The organism is Helicobacter bilis (assembly GCF_900198365.1).
GTDB classification, from domain to species: domain Bacteria; phylum Campylobacterota; class Campylobacteria; order Campylobacterales; family Helicobacteraceae; genus Helicobacter_A; species Helicobacter_A bilis_B.
On record NZ_FZMS01000018.1, the window covers coordinates 17,992 to 36,935 of the forward strand.

Annotated in this window: 17 protein-coding genes and 1 pseudogene; 13 read left to right on the plus strand and 5 right to left on the minus strand. The window is 34.3% G+C overall.

The window, feature by feature from the left end; all coding sequences use genetic code 11:
• Nucleotides 1-168 precede the first annotated feature (168 nt).
• On the plus strand, nt 169-1,713 hold the full coding sequence (locus C6H08_RS03125) for a flagellin A (RefSeq protein ID WP_004086178.1): 1,545 nt from the start codon (nt 169-171) through the stop codon (nt 1,711-1,713).
• A gap of 591 nt (nt 1,714-2,304) precedes the next feature.
• On the opposite strand, the gene C6H08_RS03130 is transcribed toward C6H08_RS03125, so the two are convergent.
• The 3 genes from C6H08_RS03130 to C6H08_RS03140 all read right to left on the minus strand — a co-directional run bounded on the left by C6H08_RS03130 (nt 2,305) and on the right by C6H08_RS03140 (nt 5,935).
• Nucleotides 2,305-2,913: a hypothetical protein gene (locus C6H08_RS03130; RefSeq protein WP_034563362.1), complete on the minus strand. Its 609-nt coding sequence runs from the start codon at nt 2,911-2,913 to the stop codon at nt 2,305-2,307.
• Between the two features lie 275 nt (nt 2,914-3,188).
• Entirely contained in the window at nt 3,189-4,619 is a 1,431-nt protein-coding gene (locus tag C6H08_RS03135; protein WP_034580114.1) for a response regulator, read from the minus strand.
• A gap of 83 nt (nt 4,620-4,702) precedes the next feature.
• Nucleotides 4,703-5,935: an ABC transporter permease gene (locus C6H08_RS03140; RefSeq protein ID WP_005216990.1), complete on the minus strand. Its 1,233-nt coding sequence runs from the start codon at nt 5,933-5,935 to the stop codon at nt 4,703-4,705.
• 332 nt (nt 5,936-6,267) lie between these two features.
• Between C6H08_RS03140 and C6H08_RS03145 the strand changes: the two genes are divergently transcribed.
• From C6H08_RS03145 to C6H08_RS11815, 7 genes are all read left to right on the plus strand, one after another.
• The gene (locus tag C6H08_RS03145; RefSeq protein WP_052092752.1) at nt 6,268-6,909 is read left to right on the plus strand and encodes an SLOG cluster 4 domain-containing protein; all 642 of its coding nucleotides are present in this window, start codon (nt 6,268-6,270) and stop codon (nt 6,907-6,909) included.
• A 366-nt stretch (nt 6,910-7,275) separates the two neighbouring features.
• Nucleotides 7,276-8,082, plus strand: a complete 807-nt coding sequence (locus C6H08_RS03150; RefSeq protein ID WP_034563358.1) for a methyltransferase domain-containing protein — start codon at nt 7,276-7,278, stop codon at nt 8,080-8,082.
• Between the two features lies 1 nt (nt 8,083).
• The gene (locus tag C6H08_RS03155; RefSeq protein ID WP_034579670.1) at nt 8,084-9,196 is read left to right on the plus strand and encodes a Rossmann-fold NAD(P)-binding domain-containing protein; all 1,113 of its coding nucleotides are present in this window, start codon (nt 8,084-8,086) and stop codon (nt 9,194-9,196) included.
• Nucleotides 9,197-9,252: 56 nt separating this feature from the next.
• Entirely contained in the window at nt 9,253-11,079 is a 1,827-nt protein-coding gene (locus C6H08_RS03160) for a polysaccharide deacetylase family protein (protein WP_158656796.1), read from the plus strand.
• Nucleotides 11,080-11,090: 11 nt separating this feature from the next.
• Entirely contained in the window at nt 11,091-11,903 is an 813-nt protein-coding gene (locus C6H08_RS03165; RefSeq protein WP_034579672.1) for a hypothetical protein, read from the plus strand.
• Nucleotides 11,904-11,945: 42 nt separating this feature from the next.
• Nucleotides 11,946-12,098 (plus strand): MerR family DNA-binding transcriptional regulator, encoded by a 153-nt coding sequence (locus C6H08_RS11810; protein ID WP_267892865.1) that lies wholly within the window; start codon nt 11,946-11,948, stop codon nt 12,096-12,098.
• Nucleotides 12,099-12,127: 29 nt separating this feature from the next.
• Nucleotides 12,128-12,370, plus strand: coding sequence for a MerR family transcriptional regulator (locus C6H08_RS11815; RefSeq protein WP_233708461.1), 243 nt, complete (start codon nt 12,128-12,130; stop codon nt 12,368-12,370).
• Between the two features lie 191 nt (nt 12,371-12,561).
• On the opposite strand, the gene C6H08_RS03175 is transcribed toward C6H08_RS11815, so the two are convergent.
• Nucleotides 12,562-13,296, minus strand: a complete 735-nt coding sequence (locus C6H08_RS03175; RefSeq protein ID WP_052092749.1) for an AzlC family ABC transporter permease — start codon at nt 13,294-13,296, stop codon at nt 12,562-12,564.
• A gap of 297 nt (nt 13,297-13,593) precedes the next feature.
• Here C6H08_RS03175 and C6H08_RS03180 point away from each other — a divergent pair, with 297 nt between their 5' ends.
• From C6H08_RS03180 to C6H08_RS03200, 5 genes are all read left to right on the plus strand, one after another.
• Nucleotides 13,594-13,908 (plus strand): hypothetical protein, encoded by a 315-nt coding sequence (locus C6H08_RS03180; RefSeq protein ID WP_034563350.1) that lies wholly within the window; start codon nt 13,594-13,596, stop codon nt 13,906-13,908.
• Between the two features lie 26 nt (nt 13,909-13,934).
• Nucleotides 13,935-14,657 (plus strand): RNA polymerase sigma factor FliA, encoded by a 723-nt coding sequence (locus C6H08_RS03185; protein WP_034563348.1) that lies wholly within the window; start codon nt 13,935-13,937, stop codon nt 14,655-14,657.
• Nucleotides 14,650-15,720: a flagellar motor switch protein FliM gene (gene fliM / locus C6H08_RS03190; RefSeq protein ID WP_034563346.1), complete on the plus strand. Its 1,071-nt coding sequence runs from the start codon at nt 14,650-14,652 to the stop codon at nt 15,718-15,720. Before C6H08_RS03185 ends, fliM begins: the two co-directional genes overlap by 8 nt.
• The gene (gene fliY / locus C6H08_RS03195) at nt 15,713-16,549 is read left to right on the plus strand and encodes a flagellar motor switch protein FliY (protein ID WP_034579765.1); all 837 of its coding nucleotides are present in this window, start codon (nt 15,713-15,715) and stop codon (nt 16,547-16,549) included. Before fliM ends, fliY begins: the two co-directional genes overlap by 8 nt.
• A gap of 163 nt (nt 16,550-16,712) precedes the next feature.
• Nucleotides 16,713-18,341: a DUF2972 domain-containing protein gene (locus tag C6H08_RS03200; protein ID WP_034579762.1), complete on the plus strand. Its 1,629-nt coding sequence runs from the start codon at nt 16,713-16,715 to the stop codon at nt 18,339-18,341.
• A gap of 393 nt (nt 18,342-18,734) precedes the next feature.
• On the opposite strand, the pseudogene C6H08_RS03205 reads toward C6H08_RS03200, so the two are convergent.
• Nucleotides 18,735-18,944 (minus strand): annotated as a pseudogene (locus C6H08_RS03205) (methyl-accepting chemotaxis protein); the annotation flags it as partial.

The window sequence follows — 18,944 nt, forward strand, 5'->3', positions numbered from 1 at the left end:
GTTTAGAATCCAGTCCGAACTCGCATAGACTACACATGGGGTATTTTGCCAAAACTATATCGTGTCTAAAAACTTCAATTTATCTCACAATTTTATCATTTACATAATTTTAGGAACACATTTTGCTTCAAAGAGTGCGTATTCAAATTTTTCGCAAAGGATGCAAATATGAGTTTTAGGATAAATACAAATATCGCGGCACTCAATGCGCATACCATCGGTGTGCAAAACAATAGGGCAATAGCTAACTCGTTAGAGAAGTTAAGCTCTGGTTTGAGGATTAACAAGGCGGCAGATGATGCTTCAGGTATGTCAATCGCAGATAGTTTGCGTAGTCAAGCAAGTTCATTAGGACAGGCAATCGGCAACGCAAATGATGCTATCGGTATGATTCAGATTGCGGATAAAGCAATGGATGAGCAGCTAAAGATTCTTGATACCGTAAAGGTTAAAGCAATCCAAGCAGCTCAAGATGGGCAAACCACTGAATCAAGACGCGCGTTGCAAAACGATATTGTGCGACTTTTAGAAGAGCTTGACAATATCGCTAATACAACAAGCTACAACGGGCAGCAAATGCTGTCTGGTGCTTTCTCTAACAAAGAGTTCCAAATCGGTGCGTATTCTAATACAACGGTGAAAGCTTCAATCGGTCCAACAAGCTCAGATAAAATCGGGCATGTAAGACTTGAAAGCTCATCTGTAACAGGTATTGGTATGCTTGCTAGTGCTGGTGCTAAGAATCTTAAAGAGGTGGCATTGAAATTCCGCCAAGTTGATGGAAAGAAAGACTACAAGCTTGAGACTGCAGTCATTTCTACAAGTGCTGGCACAGGTATTGGTGTATTAGCAGATACTATTAATAAATTCTCTGATACACTCGGTGTGCGTGCGTATGCAACGGTGCTTGGGACTGGTGGTGTGCCGGTGCAATCTGGAACGGTGCATGGCTTAGTTGTAAATGGCACAACTATTGGGACAATCAATGATGTGCGTAAAAATGATGCTGATGGTAGATTGATTAATGCCTTTAACTCAATTAAAGAAAGAACAGGTGTAGAAGCGTATGTGGATATCGAGGGTAGATTAAACCTTAGAAGTCTTGATGGTCGTGCTATATCTGTGCATGCTGAAGGTAAAACAGGTGCGGTGCTTGGTGGCGGTAGCTTTGCTGGAGTATCTGGCACAAATCACGCTATTGTAGGTCGTATAAGCCTTGTAAGGACAGATGCAAGAGATATTATTGTATCTGGGACAAACTTTAGTAGTGTTGGATTCCATTCAGCTCAAGGTATCGCACAATACACCGTGAATTTGCGTTCTGTTCGCGGTAATATGGACGCAAATATCGCAAGTGCAAGCGGTGCAAACGCAAATGCGGCTCAAGCAGTGCAGAATAAAGATGGTATCGGTGCAGGTGTAACATCACTTCGCGGTGCGATGGTTGTTATGGATATGGCAGAATCTGCTACAAGGCAGCTTGATAAAATCCGTGCTGATATGGGTTCTGTGCAAATGCAGCTTGTTGCTACAATCAACAACATTTCTATCACGCAAGTTAATGTTAAAGCGGCTGAAAGTCAAATTAGAGATGTGGATTTCGCACAAGAATCTGCGACATTCTCTAAGCATAATATCTTGGCTCAATCTGGTAGCTTTGCTATGGCTCAAGCTAATGCAGTGCAACAAAATGTTTTAAGACTTTTACAATAGTAAAAGCTTTTAAAGCAAATAGGTTTGCAACATAGAGTCTGTAAGCCCCTATCTTAAAATAGATTACGCCACATTTACCTTTGATATAGTTTTTCATATATCTTTGGGTAGATGTGGCTTTTTAGATTCTATACTTCTTTTTTCTTTGTATTTTTATTCTATCAAATTTAATTATGTAGTTTTATATGCTTTATGTTTTAAATAAAAGATTCTATAATCTCTTTTATATTCTTTACGAAAAGATTCTATGCGATTAGAGTGTGTATTATTTATAGATATGATAGCTTTGATAATAGCCCTGCATAAAACTTTTAGATATTAAAGATTTTAGTTTGTGTGATCTTAGATTCTGCATTTATTTATCACTGCTTGAATTTAGAATTATTATTGTTAGAGTATTTAGAATCCAAAATGGATTTTGTACTATGTCTTTATGCAAGGCATGTATAAATTATTAAATAATATTATGTTTTAGAATCTTGTGATAAGCAATCATATCTTAGATTCTAAAAGCTTATAAAGTCTTGCTTTTTAGAATCTAGCATATTGAAGTGATTATAATCTAATTAGGTTAATAATCATTTAAAGCGATTATTTTTCAACAGTAATAAGCGGTGAGCTGCCACCTAGCACTCTCTCATGCTCTTTTGCAAGGACCTTGAGATTCTCTCCTTTAATGCTTATGCGTAATAACCCTACATTTAAAAAGCCAATTTTCTCTAAAAAGAGCGACTCTAGCTTACCATCATATAAACCACAGAAACGCAACACTCTAGGCAAGACTTCAATCTTTATGGAAAGATTCTCATTATCTAGCATTGTCTTTGCTTGCATGAGTTCTTTTACACCAAGTTGATTTGATAGCTTACTCTTGCGTAAGAAATAGAATCCATGATATTTTTTCACGCTTATATCATGCAGGTCGCTTGGAGAATAGATCCTGCCATTTCTGCGTGCTTTTATGCTAAACTCAACACAATCTCCATTGTGAGTGATATTTTCTATCACACCGCTAATTGGCGATACTATGGCATTTGGTATTGTGGGATTAATGAGTTTTGAACTACAAAAAAATAGCCATGCTAATAACATAAGCAACAAAATCCCAGTCAAAATATAGAATCCAAAGTATGCAGCAATCAACCCAAATATAACGATAATATAAGCTCCTTGCTTACTTTCACTCTCTATAACACGCATCTTTTCCCCTTAAAATAAATATATGGATTATAGCAAGTTTTTATACAAACGCGCTTTAAGATTTTTGTTATTTTAGATTTTAGCACAACTTAGAATCTAGCTTGCTGCGGATTAAGAAAACCTAAACTAATACATAATGCTTAAATACTACATAATTTGCTTTAAACTCCAAAGTATCACAACCTAATATTATCCAACAAACAAAAAAATCCCAGCATTTGTAACCCAGTCCTAAGACACAAAACAATCTGGAATCTTTAGTAAAGAAAACGCGATTAAATAACCATTCGTATAGCATCAGAGAAGCCTTCAGCGTCATTTGCTAATACATAATATTCTACGCCGATTTCTCTGCCTTCCTCCATTACATCGTATTCAAGTGGTGTGGGTGTAACTACGATAAACACAGGGTTTTTCGCATTTGGCGTTGCTTTATATTCTCGTATGAAATCAAAGGCTAGTAATCCCATGTTTTTATAATCAAGCACAACTATATCTTGTGGTTTTGCCCCTAACTTTGCAAGTGCATCAAAAGGATTGTGTTCAATTGTTACCTTAAGTCCAGAATCTACGCGTTCAATTAGCTGTTGGGATTTAAATGACTTTGTGTCGTTTTCTTGTATCACCATGACATTTTGCATACTAAGCTTTTCTAAATCTTTTAGCAGTCCAAAAAGCTCTTTTGTCTTTGCGGATACGACCTTATTCTTATCAAGCCCTTTGAGAAAATAGCGTAGGTAAGTCTTTGAGTTATATCCGCCATGAATGTCTGCATCGCGGAAAAATTTCTTTACATACTGATTTGTCTTTGCACGCGCCCACATTGCCTTATCTAGCTCATAACCTTTTGTATTAAGTAGCTTTATAAAACGCCCCTTTATTTCAGCAGTCATAGGGGCAAATACATCAGCAAAGGTTTGAAAATGCTTTTCTTTAAAGACTTGCAATCTCGCACTCTCCCTTGCGATAACATCTTTTTGTTTGGCGATATAATCTATCAAATCTACAAATCTACGGCGTAATACCTTAACTTCTTTTTCAAACTCTAAGTATTCCTTGCTTTTTTTATCAGGCATTAGTCTTAAAGTTCGCTCTTCTTCTTCGAGTCTTCTGCCAAGCGGTTCAGATTCTGCCTTTGCACCTGCCATGCCTATTTTCACATCTTCGATATATTGCTCTAAATGAGTGTAAGAGACTTGTCGCACTAAAAAGATTCTCTCAAAAGCATAGGGTAGTGGATATTGCGTCTTTTTGTTATACTCTTCAAAGTCTCTATAAAGCGAAGCGACTTCATGCTTAATCGCTTTTAACTCTTTGTTTTCAAGCATAGAATCTAAATCACACAAATCATTATAAGCTGTGAATAAAAAGCGTTTCATACGCATAAAGTCAAGCTCTTTATTGCCCTCAATAAAATCATGATGATGGCTTAAGATATTCTTTTCTCTTGCGAAATATTCGTTAATGCAATCTTCTGGAGATTTTGTAACAGGTATTGCCTCTTCATCTTCTAGTGAAATTTTTAATTGCATTTTTACGACAACGCGATTTTCTACTACAAATTCAACCTCAATGTTTGTTGCTAGCTCTTCTTCTTCGCCCTGCCACACATCAAAGGTAAATGGATAAACGCGTTTATTGAGTGTTTGCTCTACTTTACCCTCTTTATTTGCAGGATCTAAACTTATAATTTGCCCTTCTAGCATTATTGCTCCTTAAGTTATGACAAAACATAAAACTTTATATTATATCTAAAAACATGTATTTTCAAACACAATAATCTAAAATTCTACTCATTACGCAAGACTTGCAATACATCTATTTTGCTTGCTTTTTTAGCAGGATAATATGACGATAAGCACACAATAACACATGCTCCAATGATAGTCCATAATAAATCACTCCAAAGTAACTCAATAGGCAGTTTAGATACACCATACACATCAGCAGGGATTGAGATAATATCAAAAGTCTTTAGAATCCACATGACAATAAATGCTCCAATAACACCAAATACAATGCCACTCCCGCCAATCACAGCACCTAAGCGGAAAAATATCTGCTTTACATGCTTCTTACTTGCCCCAAGGCTAATTAGCAGGGCAATCTCTTTTCGCCTATTCATCACAACCATAAGCAATGAGCTAATAATATTTAAACTCGCCATAAGAATAATTAGCATAAGCACTAAAAACAAAGCCTTTTTCTCTAGCTCCATAGCCGCAAAGAAATTGCCATTTTGCTCCCACCAGCCTTGTGCCTCTGCATGCACGATATTGCCACTCTCTTTCATATAAGATTCTATAGCAAGGCGGATAGATTCTATATCTTTCATAGGCTCATTAGAAAAAATATGAAATCCTTCATAAGCCCCATTTCCCACACCACGCAATGCTTGTAATGCCTCAAAAGTCGTATAAACGATAGAGTTATCATAGTTTCGCAGACCACTTGTAAAAGTGCCATCAATGCCAAATTTTTTCATCTTTGGAGTAAGGGCTATGCCTGTTGGGGCAAGCTCTGTAAATATGAGTGTAACTTTTTCATCTTTATTTAGCCCAAGTGAATAGTAAAATGTCTCACCCATAATGAGATTAAAGGTATTGCTAAACTCTTTTGTGCGACTTTCATATAAGACCTTATTAACATTTTTCTCTCTCTCTAGATCGATTGCATACACAACGAGTGGATATATTTCTGCATTCATGCGGATTACTGCTTGTGTTTGCATATATGGACTAAATTTTAATTTTGGAAACTTTTCTTCTAAATACTCTAAAAGCTCTTTTGATAGCCCCCTATTAGAAGTTGCAAAAATAGTAATTGGATAATTCATTATAAAAAGCTTGTGTTCAAACTCTTTTATCATGCCATTCATAATACTCATCGTTACTAAAAGCACCATAACGCCCACACCCACACCAAGAAAGGCTAAAATCGCAGTGATTGATATAAAAGGCTGCGTTTTATCAAACTTTAAATAATGTCGCAATATAAATGTTATAAGGCGTGTATTTTGCATAGAATCCCTTTTTGTGAAGCCATAAAATTTTAAGTATTATAACAAAATCATTTTAGGTTTCTAAATAACTAAGTGTGAGTGCGGGGGTTTAACAAGCTGCATTAATCTTGTTCAAGTTGTGCTTATTGCGGTTTTTAGAAATAGAAAGTATCCACAAGAATATGGTTAATTGCATTTCTATGATCATATATTCTGCTTAACTGCAAACAAGATGAACTTAAGTTTGGACATATGTATGTTAGCTTAAAGACATGTAGCACAGGCTAAATTGTTCCTTGACTTCAAAAAAAACGATACACTACGATTTTTATTTTAAATTCTGCGGAGTTTATATGCGTAAGATTATTGCTGTTATTGGATATGCAAGCTTAGAGCGTTTGGAAGAAAAAGATAAACAAATAATACAAGATTTAGCACGAGATTTAGGTAAAAAGCTTATACAAGAGGGTTATGTTATCGCAAATGGTGGGTTAGGTGGCGTAATGGAGGCTGTCTCTCTTGGTGCTAGATGTGCTAATAATTATAACGATGGACAGATATTGGGACTTATTCCAAACTATGATAAAAGTATCGCAAATCCCTACATTGATAGGGCATTGCCGCTTGGGTTTGATATAGCAAGAAATGTTTGCGTGGCAAGTGTTTGTGATGCTATGGTAATTATTGGCGGGGAGAGTGGAAGTCTTAGTGAAATGGCTTTTGCTTGGCAGCTTGGTAAATTAATTATCGCACTTTCAAATTATGGTTATGGTGGTGAGTTTAAAAACAGAACACTAGATTCTAGACGAAAAGATAAAATCTATTTTGCAAACAACGCAAGCGAAGTTATAGAGATTTTAAGAGAGAAATTACCCCTTTATCAAAAGGCTTTTGCAGGTATTAAAAAAGATATGACAAAACAAGAAGCAAAAGATATTATTAAAGCACATTGTGATATTGAGGTGGGATTAGACTTTTTTAGGTCAAGGAAGTGAGGGCTTTGTATTCACAGATAGGAAAAAGATATATAAACTTTTTAAACACTCCCCCTATATTTCAAGGCTTTATTTTCAGTTAGAACCACTCTCTAAACAACTTAAAAATACGCGTTTTAGCCTGCCTTTTGAGATATATTATAATAATGATATATTGATCATATCGTATGAGTATTTTGAAACAAAACCTTTTAAACCTATGCCTTATACTGCATATATAGAGTTACTTTCAGATTTTTATTATGCAGGTATTGTGTGTTGTGATATGCAGCCTAAAACTTATTAATTGATACGCAAAACGATAGGCTTGTTATTTGTGATATTGGCTGGGATTTTGTCTCTTATAGTGATGCATTTTTTAAGAGTATGTGTAGAAGGGCATTTGCGATTTATAAATTACAGAATCATTTATGCAAACTTGATAGTATCAAGGAGTTTCTTAGCCCACTTAATACACAAGAAGATTTTAGTGTCTTAGAGAAATTTTTACAATGTGAGAATCTCTTAAGCGAATATCAAAGATTTTTCTCAAAAATTGGGGCTTTTGGACTGCATAAAACTTTAATAAGAGATTTTTATAAAGAGAATCTGCAGTATAAAAGCATTTTTGATTATGGTGCTGGAAGTGGAGAAATCGCTTATATAAATAAAATAGGTAAAAGCGTCGTAGGTTATGAAATCAGCAAAGATATTATTAAAGATAAATATCAAAAGGCTTTTGAAAAAATTATTATTGATAAAGAGTTAGAAAACTTTATACAAACAAAGAAGCGGTTTGATTCTGTCTTATGCTCTCTAGTGCTATGCCATCATCTAGCAGATACGCAAGAAGAGGCCTTAAAAATTATTGATTCTATTATGAATAATCTTGTGTTATTGAGTAAAAAGCATATTTTTATTGTGATCTGTAATCCACTTTTTTATAACGCAAAATCTAATATACAAGAGCGTAAAAGTAGCGACTTTTATGAGACACAACACATTATTACAAAAACAATGTTTGCTACAAAAAGAGATAGACTTGACTTTCATTATCCTTTGGGATTTTATGAGAATCTTTTTAAGCGTTTTAATCTTAAAATAGAAAATCTTTTTCAAAGCGGAGACACAAACACAAGTCCTTATAGAATCTATAATTCTGATTTTATGTTTTTAAGTCTTATAAAGGAATGATATGGATATTATAGAATCTAAAGAAAAAATTGGCATTATTGGCTATGGTTATGTTGGCAGGGCATTTTATGAATTTTTTAAAAATCATTTTGAAGTATTTGTGTATGATAATAATCCTAGCTTAAAGGATGATTTCCCTTACTTGCAAGATTCTATGGATTTTATTGAAAATGTTTCATTAGTGCTTGTTTGTGTGCCAACAAATGCCCTATCTAACGGGTGTGTAGATATGAGTGCGGTGCATGAAGTGCTAGAAAACATTAAACAAGAAAAACTTGTATTGATTAAATCAAGCATACCACCATTAAGCACTGAATCTTTATCAAAAAAATATCCGCATTTAAAACTTGTATGTAGCCCTGAATATATTGGGGAAAGTAGCTATTACTTGCCACCACCTTATGATTTTGATAAAGAGGTTGTCAAGACGCCTTATTTTATTTTTGGTGGCAGGGATAACGACTGCTCTGCTATTATTAAATTTTTCAAAAAAGTAGCTGGACCAACAAAAGAATACATAAAAACAACAAGCACCAATGCTGAAGTATGCAAGTATATGGAAAATTCATTTTCTGCAACTAAAATTACTTTTTGCAATGAATTTGAAAAGATTTGTAAAACTTTTGGGGCAAATTATGATATTGTAAGAGAATTATGGCTAAAAGATCCACGCATTACAAAAACTCACACTTTAATAATGAATGAAGATAAAGACTATTGCTTTGGTGGTAAATGTCTGCCAAAGGATTTAGATGGGATTATTACACGAAGTTTTAAGTATGGTTATGAGGCAAACTTTCTAAAATCTGTTAGAGATTCTAATAAAAATTTAAGAAATGAAGCTATAAAGCCCCACATTTTATGCTTTCATCGCATTGCATATGAAGAAGCAATAAGTCCAATTTATTTTGAGAGAAAAATGGCAATAGGGCTTTTAAGATTAGAGCAGTATATAGAATCTTATCTTGAAAGGGGATATAAATTTGGCAGTATTAAGCAATGCTTAGATGAGCCAAAGAAGTATTTTTGCTTAAGTTTTGATGATGGTTTTAAAGAGCACTTAGAGATTGCTAAAATATTGCAAAATAAATATAATCCAAAAAAGAATCTTTAATTTTTTCCATAAATGTGAATAATGCTTTAAACAATATGCTTTGTGGAATGGATTTATTGTATTGTTTAATTGAGAAAGGAAAAATAAAGGAAATTTTTGAGTATTTTAAACTTATTTTAACACCAATTACTCTTAATAATATAGAGGTATTAAAACAACACTATATCAAGCAAGATTCTAAAACTCTTTGCAAATTTTATGAAAAATTTAAGGTAGATTTATCGCATATTTTCTTAGATTCTAAAGAGGTTAAAGAACTTGCAAATTATGGCTTAATTGCTTCTCACACACTATTCCATCGCGACCTTACTCAACATAAAGCACAAAGTAAAAAAGAGATTCTAGAATCTAAACAAATTTTAGAGCAATTACTTGATACAAAAATAGATATTTTTTGTTATCCAGAGGGTAAAAATGATAAAGAATTGCGAGATTTTGTAAATGAAGCTGGTTTTACATTTGCACTTTCAATCAAGCATACACATTCACAATATGGCATAGGAAGACGCATTGCAGTTGAGATTTGTGTAATTATTGCATTAAGTAGCAATAGGATAGAAAGTTTATTTGACAGGGCATTGAAAAGTGTTTATAAGCAACAATTACCCCTTAAAATAAAGCCTAAAATTAGAGTTATTGTATCTTGTGATGATTTTAATGAAACACAAAAAGAAAAGGTTAAAAATAAAGTTAAGAGTATAAGAGATAAATTATGTTTTAGTGATAATTTTCCAACACAAATTATAGATAATAATCGCACAAAAAAGCATTCTGGCACAGGAGCGTGGAATAGTGCCGCTTTTCATTTGCTCAGTATTTGCAAGAATAAAAAGAAATGCTATCTTGCCTTTTTGGATGATGACTGCTGGGATATAACATATTTGCAAGAATGCCTTAAAGTTTTATACAAAAATAAAAATGTCGGCTTAATTGCTAGTGGAATCTACTATCACACACCCAATGAAACAAAAATTCTTCAAGCGAATAAAAAAACGCTGCAAAAAGAAAATGTTTTCTTGCAAAATCCCTATATACAAGGAAGTAATCTTTTTATCTCTTTGAGAGTATTTTTTGCTATAGGTGGATTTGATGAGAGTATGCCTAGCACGACAGATAGAGATTTAATTATGCGTTATTTAGAATACACGGAAGTTTGTAAAAAGATTCAAACAAAATTTATAAATAAGCCATTAGTATCTCACTTCGCAGATGATGATAGGGGGAGAATTACAACAAATAGGGAAGCAAAACATAGAGGTTTAGAATTATTTTACCGCAAGTATTTAGGGGACTTTTCTTCTGTATTGCAAGAAAAATCACTCAATAGAGCAAAAAATATTTTTGACTTTAAGATTCATTCTTCTACACATTTGGATTCTTATAAAAATGTAGAAAAACAAGATAATAAACACAAAACTTTAATACAACAAGATTCTATAAAACACTTAAATCTTATTTTAGCCTTTGCCTGTTTTGATACAAAAAACGCAAAAGATCTTTTAGAATCTTTTGTAAAAATCACACTTTCCAAGCAACCAAATTTAAATATTAGAATCTGTGTGCTTACAAGCACTAAGCTAGAAACAAAAATGCAAGAAATCTTAAGTCAATACCCTTTTAACTTTCATTTAAGCATTATGGATAAAAAGAATAGCATTGCTATTTCGCGCACAAAATTACAACATTTTGTATATAAGATAGGGACAAAGCGTTATGGAAATGATTTTATAACTTGGATTGTTGATGATGATTTAAGATTTTGTGGATTTGATGGAGAGAAAACATATAGAATCGATTATCTCTCACATATTTTTGCATATAAAGATAGTGGTATTGATTGCTTGTTTGGCGGAGTCGTAGGAGAGCCACCCCTACCTTTTTAAGCACGCTAAGAGTGCAGCTTTTAGATTTATTCTACACATTGAAAAATCAAAATAACCCTGCACATAAGATAACACAAGAAAAAGACTATTTTGGGAGAGAATATTATTATGATTTAAGCAGTCAAGATTTTGCATTTTTAGAATACCCTTTCTTTAGTGATATGTCTCTAAAAGATATGATAGTAAAACTTCAAAATGGCTACATTGCCACTAGAAAACTTACAATGCCTAAAACCAAAGTGGGAATCTTGCAAACAGATTCTATTTATAGAGGTGGAAATAGCATTATTTATAATCCTTTGTTGCTAAAATTGCCAAATTTTACACCAAATAAGAAGCACTATAATCGTCGCAGTGATTTTAACTGGGCGATTATACACAAAGAATTGCATTGCTATACCCTAAAGGCTGTAAATCTACCATTACTTCATATTCGTAATAGCATAGCATTAAAAATAGAGTGCGAAAAGATTCAAAGTGATCTCATAGGGTTAGTGTTTTATCGTATTTTTCAACATTTATGTGTATCTTATAAGCACGGAAATCCATTAAGCTATGATGAAATGCAAAAATTATTCAAACAAGAATTACAGAATCTTAAAATAAAACTTTATGCAAATATGTATCGTATAGAGACGCTAGACAAACTAATCTACAACAAGATACATAAGAGAGAATGTGAACAACTATATGAGAAATTAAGCAAAAAGATTCGACAAAGCCTGCAAGAATTTAAAAAATTTTGTAAGCAGAATCAAAGCTTATCCTATGATAATTATATAAAATGTTGCGATTTTATAGAAAAATATCTAAGGCATAAATAATTTATAGAAATGCCCTGCAAAATAATATGACAAGGAAAACAAATGGTATATACAATCATAGAAGTTGAGAGGGCAACAAATATCCCTTCAAGAAAGATTAGATTCTGGCTTGATAAGGGGCTATTCCCATTTGTAGAACGCGATGAAAATGGGGGGGGGGGCGTTATTTTGCAAAAAGTGATATGGAGTGGCTAAAGTGGATAGAGTGGCTTAGGCAGTGTGGAATGAGCCTGAAAGAAATTAGAGAGTATGCGGATGCTTTAAGTGGAGGCATTAAAACTGCACCAAAACGCAGGGCATTATTGCAAAAAAGCTATGCGAATTTACAAACACATATCGCTTCATTGCAAGAGATTTCACAAAAGCTAGAGACAAAACTTAGAATGTATGATGAGATGATAGAAAAGGGCGTGGATACCTTTAATCCACAAAGCAGGGATTATAAAGAGTGTGAAAGGGGTTGTTAAATTGACTTTTCTATTAACTCGTTCTTGTATTTGAATATGCTACAACAACTTAACGCATTTTTAAGAATCTCGATTGCCTAGATTTTATACAGACTTTAAAACTTCAATCCTAATTCAACCATATTATACATAATAATTGGTTATACAAAGACCCCCCCCCCTTAGTAATTTACAAATAAGCAATAAAGAGATTATATGCCCTTTTTTTGCATATATTTCCTAACAATAAGCAATACACATACAATCATAACCAACGCATAAGAGAGAAAATGTTCTCTATCTAACATAAAGCAAAACAAAGTGCTAAAAACACCAATAGCAATAGGCAACATATTCTCTTTTAATCGCATATTTTCATACAAAAGCACACAAAAAGTCGCAACCACGATAAAATCAAGCCCTTGTATATCACGGATAAAACTAATTTCATTGCCAAGTATAGTCCCACATACACAACCAGCAATCCAGTAACAATGATTAAGCAACGAGATATAAAACATTACCTTTTGATTATGGATTTGCTGTGTAGAATCTAGCATAACCTTTGCTTGAGCGCTCTTTTGCTCCTTGAGATTCAGTATCGCAAAGGTTTCATCTGTAACGCTAAATATAAGATACCATTTACGCCAACCACTAAAGCTATATCGCTTGAGACATGCTATCGCATAAAAGAATTGACGCGCATTTACACTTAGAGTAATCAAAGCAATACTTACAAAGCCAACCCCACCAGCAAGCCATGCCACTGCAATATACTGCAATGCCCCAGCATAAATAATAACCGACATAAAAAGACTAATCCATGGGCTATAACCAGCATTTGCCATCATAATACCAAATACAGCACCCATCAACAGATAGGTTGCCATAATCGGCAGACTATATGGAAAAGCCTCTTTTAAAGCTCTAATTTCACTACAAGACAATATTATCCCTTTCATACTACAAAAAAACATAGTGTGCAATAATACAACAAATTGCAAGGTTATAGCTAAATTTTGATATATCATGGTAGCATGGAAGTTAAAAACAAACGATATGCAAATTACCACCAAAAACAACAAAATGCTAACTTTTTGGCTATCTTAAATAAGCTAGGAATCTTCATTTTTAAGATATAATACGCAATTTATGGAACAAATTATGCTTTAAATCAAGTGTGTTGTGGGTAGCTTCATTTATGTCTAGTTGCCTAAAGACGACAGAGATTCAAAGGATTGAGTATGTTGAAGCAAGAGAATTATTTGAGTTTTGCTATTGTAGTAGGGTTTTTTCTTGGGCTGATGTTTGGTATCGCAAAGTTTGATGAGCCAGAGCTTATGGTGCTTTGGACGATACTTGCTACAATGGGGATTTACCTTATTACGACGGTGTGTATATCGGCGTATTATTTGTTTATGGATTCTCATGGCACAAAACTTCATAAAGAGCGTTTAGAAGAAAGTCTTGAGCATTACCGCAAAGAGTTTGATAAGAAAGAGCGAGAGGCACAAGACATTCGCAACTTTATTAAAGGGTTGCAAGGTTCAGAGAGTTAAAGCTAAGATAATAAAAAGGATAAGGTATGCAACAAGCTTTCAGTGCGGCAGCAAGAGGTCAAGATGCGTATAATCAGTATTTAAAAAATACGCAAGATGAGCTTGCTTTGCAATACTTGCCTGCAGTTAAAGCTATGGCGTTTCGCTTGAAAGAGAGATTGCCAAGCTCTGTTGATATGAATGATTTGGTTTCCATTGGGACTGAAGAGCTTATCAAACTTGCTAGACGATATGATTCTAATAAGAATGATTCCTTTTGGGGTTATGCAAAGACGCGTGTTAATGGTGCAATGCTTGATTATTTGCGGACACTTGATATTGTTTCAAGGGCATCAAGAAAGCTTATTAAAGCGATTGAGGCAGAAGTTTCACGCTATTTTAATGAGTTTGAAGAAGAGCCTAGTAATGAATATCTTGCAAAGGTGCTAAATGAAGATATTGAAAAGATTCATCAAGCAAGACTTGCAAGTGATATTTATGCGGTTGTCCCGCTTGATGAGCAGTTTAACGCACTAGAAGATGGCGATATTTTGCAGTATTGTGAGCAAAAGGAATTAATGGAGATTATCCAAAAAGTCTTAGCAAAGCTTACAGAGAGAGAGCAGCTTATTATCCAGCTTTATTATTTAGAAGAGTTAAGTTTGAGTGAGATTAGTGAGGTTTTAGATATTACAGAATCTAGGATTTCACAAATATCAAAGGAAGTGATTAAAAAAATCCGCAGAGAGATAGGAGAAGCAAATGGCTAAGATTCTAAGTCAAGAAGAAATTGACTCCCTTTTAAATGTTGTCGATGAAGAAGGTGCAGTCGATGAGGCAGAGCAGTCAGAGATAGTTACTGAAAAGCAGATTGTAGTCTATGACTTTAGACGACCTAATCGTGTGAGTAGAGAACAGCTAAGAAGTTTTAGGTCTATCCATGATAAAATGGCAAGGAATCTTTCTAATCAGATTTCAGCGATTATGAGATCTATTGTTGAGATTCAGCTGCATAGTGTGGATCAAATGACTTATGGTGAGTTTTTGATGAGTTTGCCTACACCTACAAGCTTCAATGTGTTTTCTATCAAGCCTATGGATGGTGCGGGAGTTTTAGAGATTAACCCAAGCATTGCTTTCCCTATGATTGATAGACTTTTAGGCGGTAGGGGCGATCAATATGATGATACAAGGGAGTTTTCAAATATTGAGCTAAACCTGCTTGATACGATTTTGCGTCAAATCATGCAAAACTTAAAGGAATCATGGGCGGCAGTCGCAGAGATTTTCCCTAGTATTGATGCGAAGGAATCAAGTCCAAATGTCGTGCAAATAGTGGCACAAAACGAAGTTGTCGTTATGGTTGTTATGGAGATTGTAATCGGGCATAGTAGTGGTATGATGAATATTTGCTATCCTGTTATCTCGCTTGAGACAATCCTTAGCCGTTTAGCAAGTCGCGATTTAATGATGAGTGAGACAAGCGGTAAAAAGTCAAGGAATAGAGAGCTTCAAGCCCTAATCGGTGGTGCAGATGTGCATATTGCGGCTATGCTTGGTGGGACACAATTAAGCTTTAAAGAGATTCTAGAGCTAAAGGTTGGCGATGTAATCATGCTTGATAGAGTAGCAGATGACACCGTGCATGTTAGCATTGATGGCAGGGATAAATATCGTGCGAAAATTGGCTTACAAAGATTTAGAAAAACAATACAGATTCTAGATGAGATTAAAACAGAAAAAGATCAAGTCAAAGAAATGATTGAAATGCTTGAAGCACAAAGAAAGAGCAAAGTAACAGACCTACAAGATGAAGGATTTGGCAATGAATGATTTTATTGAACTCTTTATACAAGAAATGGTAGCCACTATTGATGGCATGATGGGTAGAACTGCAGTCGTTACACACACTGGAGATACAGAAGTAAGCGATAGTTTGCTTGGCACGCCATTTGGAAAAGTTGTGGTAAATGTATCGCTTGGGGCTTCACAAGTTAGCACACTTTGCTTTATCATGCCGGAGAATCTTGCCACTGCCCTGCCTGATTTAATGATGGGTGGAGAGGGTGATACCGGCAAAGATATGATGGATGATGATGATAAAGACGGCTTAAAAGAAGTCTTTCAATCTATCACAGGTGCCCTTGCCACCGCACTTGGCGGACATGAGAAGTTGCCACATTTCTCTTTTGCTATCGCTGATGTGGGTAATGTGGAGAGTGAGGGGAGTTTAAGTGATTTTGATACCGCAAGTCGCTTTGATGTAGGTATAGATTCTGTAAAATCAGAGCTTATCATGCTTACAAAAAATAATCTTTTAACACATGTCCCAAAAGACTTAAAAGCACCAGCTAACACAGCTAGTGGAAGTAAAGATGTGAGTTTAAGCGATAAAGAAATGCGAAATATCAGCATGTTGCTAGATATTGGACTGAGTGTAAAGGTTCGCATTGGGCAGAAAAGAATGCTTTTAAAAGATGTTATTTCAATGGATATTGGTAGCGTTGTGGAGCTTAACCAATTAGCAAGCGATCCATTGGAAATCTTAGTAAATGATAAGATTATAGGAAAAGGCGAGGTTGTTGTTGTGGATGGTAACTTTGCTATACAGATCACAGAGATTGGCACAAAAAAAGAACGATTAGAGAGTTTGAGAGGTTAATTGGCTTTTGTTCTTGGTCGTTTTATGTTGGTCTCAAAAACTACATGAAATCTTTTTAATGCTGTTAAAGAATTTATCGTAATGGAATGGGTATATTGCCACATTTTGTTGGATTAATCTTCACTCTGAAAGAGAGATTTGTGCTATTGTATTAAGGATTTATATGGGATTTAAAGATTCTAAAAGTGTGAGAATATTGAAGGAGTATGGGATAAAGCCCTTCATGTCGCATTGTCTGCATAAAAGCATAAAATCACTCAATAGACGATCTATTTTTGTGTTGTTGCAATTCTATCCCAAAATAGTTTTAAATAAAAGTCAGTTTAAAACTTTCAAATTGGCATATAAACATCTTGAAGAAAATTATAGAAATATCATTGCTATTAGTCCATCATTTTTTATAAAAAACCTTAAAAAACATATTGAATGGTTAGAATCTCAAAGCTTTAAAAATCGATATGGTGGTGTTGGGTATTTGGCAGATATTCATGTAAAAACAATCAATGGAGATATAAAGGCACAGTGCGGTGGTACACATCGTGATGCAATTGCACCTTCCTCTTACATAGATTTTTGTCATGCACATAACAATAATATCAATACACATGAAGACGACAAACAATTCTATCCACCACTACTTAACCCAGAGGAAGTGAATTATGAAGATATATGTGCTGATTTGGCTCTTGAGCTTCGTCTGCCCCCCCCACCCCACAAGTTCGTTCTAATTCGCTATGGTTTATCTGGTGGGCTTGCTATGGCAAATTTTTTACAAAAGAATGGTATTCATGAATGTGACTATAGACAGCTTTTCGCAACAGATTCTCAGCATAGCAAATATGCATGTTTATATGTGGATCATCTTTGGACGCCAGATAATGATCGAATTAAAAAACCACTTTACACAATCAAAGAAAACGACAAAATTTTAGTTACGACAAGGGATCCTATTTCACGATTGAAGTCTATGATAAATCATGGCTATTATTTGAGAGAGGAAATGCGACATAAAGATACTTTCACTATTTTTGATGATCCATATCATGTTGTTAATCGAAAGGGCTACCATAATGAACATTATGAGATAGATAGCAATACACCATTTATTACCAACAATCTTTTAAGGCATTGGGCATTTACTTGTTCTTTTGCTTATTATAGCAACCTATCTTTTTTATCCAAGCGCTCAGATATCACTTACCTTGACATACAGGAAATTATGCCAGACAAGGTGTTTGAAACTATGTTACAACTTGCCAAAAAGTTTGATTTTGCGTTGCCTAAAAAAGAACACAAGGGATTTTATGAGGAGATAAAATGGGGAATTATTTCAATTCTTTTGCCGCTTACATGTTTACTCTGCGTGAGTAATGGCAGGGAAGTGAAAATTTATGTAACAGGAAAATACGAAGCTGACATGTTATTACTTAATGTCGACAAATTGTTACTTGACAACAAACACCCCTTATTAGACCAAGTTGCTTTCAGTATGAGTGAAGATGATTTGAAAGCCTTGCAAGATGACAAAGAAACACTAGGTAAAGTGAAGGCGTATATGGTGAGATTCCTAGATGAACTAAAAAAGCGTATAGATTATATACAAAGAAACAACAAGCATGAAAATGATGTGTTGGAGATATTTAGGGGCGATAGAGAATTGTGCAGAGAGTTTAAAACTATGCTTGATAAAGAACTCATTCATATAAAAGCACATAGACCAGATATTATTGCTTCGTGGAAATACTACCAAGAGTTTGAGAGAATATGTGCAGAAGAACATGGGATTAATTAATATATTATTGTGTTTTACACATTTGGTATGGCTTATTTGCTGGTTGAAATTGTTTCGAGATTGCATGATAGATTCTAACCAATCTTTTAATTTATCTATCTCTATCATAGAGAATCTAAAATGCTAGAAATAGCTATGTGATAAATAGCAGAGCAGATATGTTGTTATGAAGTTCTTAATAGGTGTGTTGAATATTGCCAGATCACACGCCAATACTTTCACGCAAACTTTTATCCCCCTAGAAGCATTTCATAATTTCCAACTAAAGTGCAAAAATATTTTTCACAACAAACAGAGATCTATGAAATTCTAAAATTAACATTCAAGGATTAAATGAAAGTTTTATAGCTTCTTTTTAATTTAAAAATATCCCCTCCAACCACAACCTCCACTCTAGAATCTCTTCCTATTCACATCTTCTAGAATCTTAGCGGCAACAGAATCTATTGCAGTGCTTATATCTTGTGATTTGTTAGCAATTTCTACATTTTGCTGTGTAGTTTGCTCTAGCTGCGAAATAGATTCATTAATCTGTCCTATGCCTTGAGCTTGTTCTTTTATAGATTCTGCCATATCATTTATACTTTGGACTAGTATATTTGT